A 3,076-nucleotide genomic window follows, 5' to 3' on the forward strand; every position below is an offset into this window, starting at 1 on the left:
GTGCCATCGTCCGCGGCGTGACGCGCCAGGTCGGTAACGAGATCGATGAGTTCGTCACCGAAGCGGTGCGCAACAACTTGCTGGGCCTGCCGCTCGACCTGCCCGCCCTCAACATCGCGCGCGGCCGTGATACCGGGCTTCCGACCCTGAACGAGGCGCGTCGTGAGTTCTACACCACGACCGGCGACAGCAACCTGAAGCCCTACATCAGCTGGGCCGATTTGGTGCAACACCTGAAGCACCCGGAATCGCTGATCAACTTCATCGCCGCCTATGGCACGCACGCCTCCATTACCAGCGCCACCACGCTCGACGGGAAGCGCGCCGCAGCCTCTCTCCTGGTGTTGGGCGGCGCCGGCGAGCCGGCGGACCGACTGGACTTCCTCAATAGCACCGGCGCCTGGGCGAGTGGCCCGACCGGCGTCACCATTACCGGTCTGGACAACATCGACCTCTGGATCGGCGGCCTCGCCGAGGAAAAAATGCCGTTTGGCGGCATGCTCGGCTCGACCTTCAACTTCGTGTTCGAGACCCAGATGGAGAAGCTGCAGAACGCCGACCGCTTCTACTACCTGGAACGCAACGCGGGGCTTAACTTCGTCACCGAGTTGGAGAACAACTCGTTCGCGAGACTGGTGATGGCCAACACGGATGCGACCCACCTCCCGGCCGTCATGTTCTTGACTCCGGCCTTTACCCTCGAGGTCGACCCGACCAGGCAGTTCAACGCGAGCGTGATTGCCGGGCCGGATGGCATACTGGTCGACAATCCATTGACGCCAGTCAATGAGGCCGCCGACAACCTGCCGGGCAATGCCGACCCTGTCGGCGGCATCCTCCTCACGCCGCTGGTCATTCGGGACAACCCTGCGACGGTCGGCCCTGATACCAACTACCTGCAGTACACCGGCGAAGACCATGTGGTGCTCGGTGGCTCGGCCGCCAATGACATTCTCGTCTCTGGCGACGGCGACGACACGCTCTATGGCGACGGTGGCAATGATCGCCTCGAGGGTGGCAACGGCAACGACTTCATGGTCGGGGGCGACGGCGACGACATCATCACGGACATGGGCGGCGACGACACCATTCATGGCGGCGACGGCAACGACGTTATCCACAGTGGCAACGGCCTGAATCTGAACCTCGGCGGCTCCGGCAAGGACTTCATCGTCACCGGTGAGGACTCCTCGGAGGTCTTCGGCGGCGCGGGCGACGACTTCATCATGGGCAGTGTCGCCGACGAACAACTGATGGGTAACGAAGGCGACGACTGGATCGAGAAGGGAACCGCCGATGGTGCTCCCGGCGATAATTTCGACCCGAACGGGCTCGACCTGATACGCGGTAACGACATCTTCATCGGCACCGGCGGGCCCGACAGATTCATGGCCGAAGGTGGCGACGACATCATGTTCGGCAACGGCGGCGCGGGGGACCGCTACCTGGGTGGCTCCGGTTACGACTGGGCCGGCTTCAAGGACGACCCGTTCGGCGTGTCCGTCGACCTGGGCCTCGCCGAAATCGCTCTCGCGCCGCCACTGCCGGAGTTGGCCGCAACCGTGGCTCGGTTCCAACTGGTGGAAGGTCTGACGGGATCGCACTTCAGCGACATCCTGCGTGGCGATGATGCCGATGCCACCGTGATCGCGGCTGCCGGTGCTCAGGGCAGCGTGCTCACCAACTTCGACCTGGTCAGCGGCCTGCGCTCGTTCGTCGGCACCGCAGCAGCCGGCCCGGACGGCATTGTGGGCACGGCAGACGATCAGTTCGGCGCCGGCAACATCGTCCTCGGCGGCGGCGGCAGCGACATCATCCAAGGCCGTGGTGGCGATGACCTGATCGACGGTGACAAGTGGCTCAACGTACGTATCAGCGTGCGGCAGAACATTGATGGCACAGGTCCGGAGATCGCAACGTTCGACAGCATGGTCCCGTTGGTGCCGCTCATGCTCAACGGCACTTACAACCCCGGCCAATTCGTCGCCGTCCGTGAGATCCTGACGGATGCGCCTGACCCCCTTAACCCTGGCCATTCCTTCGACACGGCCCTGTACACCGGCCTTCTGGCTGACTACACCGTCATCGAGAACGTCGACGGCACGACCACCGTGGCCGACAGCGTCGTCGGTCGGGACGGTACTGACAGGCTCAGCAATATCGAGCGGCTGCAGTTCGCCGATCAGTCGCTGGTCCTGGTGGCGGGCTTGAACGCCGAGCCGGTGGGCTTGCTGAGGATCAGCGATGGCACGCCGGCCGTTGGCCAAGTGTTGACGGTGTTGGCCGACACCGTCAGCGATGCGGACAATGTCGCTAGCGGAGGTGCGATCACCAGTCCCATCGCCTTCGTATGGCAGGTCGAAACAAACCCGGGCAGCGGTATCTTCGACGACATCGGTATTGCGCTCGGAGGCGGACTAGGAACCGCGACCGGTCCGACCTTCACGGTGACCGCGGCTGAGGAGGGACTGCTGCTGCGCGTCAGGGCCGTCTATCAGGACGCCCACGGCGTGCTGGAAAGCGTGTTCTCGGCGCCGACCGCGCCAACTGCGCCGCTCGGCGGCAGCCCCGTCAACGTCATACCGGTTGGCACGGTGCTGATCAGCGATACGACCCCGACGGAAGGCTCGGCCTTGACCGCCACGGATGCGTTCACCGACGCCAACGGGACCACGACCTCGGTGATTACCCACCAGTGGCAGGTGGGGAACGGTGCGGTCTTTGCCGACATCGCCGGCGCGACGGGCACGACCTTCACGCCCAGCCAGGCGCAGRYCGGTCAGCAACTGCGTGTCGTCGCGAGTTACACCGATGACCTCGGCACACTTGAGCGAGTCACYTCTGCCGCAACGACAGTGGTCGGYGAWCTGTTTGTCGGTACCGCCGGTGCCGACATATTCACCGGCACGGCAGGCGACGACGTGGCCAGCGGAGGTGATGGCAACGACATCCTGAACGGCTTGGGCGGCAACGACATCCTCAATGGTGATGCCGGCAATGACATTCTCATCGGGGGTGCGGGTGCCGATACCATGGTCGGCGGTGTTGGCGACGATGTCTACGAAGTCACCGACCT

At 64.3% G+C, this 3,076-nt stretch carries 1 protein-coding gene; it reads left to right on the forward strand.

Annotation, left to right across the window (positions count from 1 at the left end):
* Nucleotides 1-3,076, forward strand: a 3,076-nt coding sequence (locus AC1DVH_RS28705; RefSeq protein WP_477756627.1) for a peroxidase family protein, incomplete at both ends; no start/stop codon positions are given.

The sequence above is a fragment of the Pseudomonas sp. P4_C3 genome (assembly GCF_056402075.1).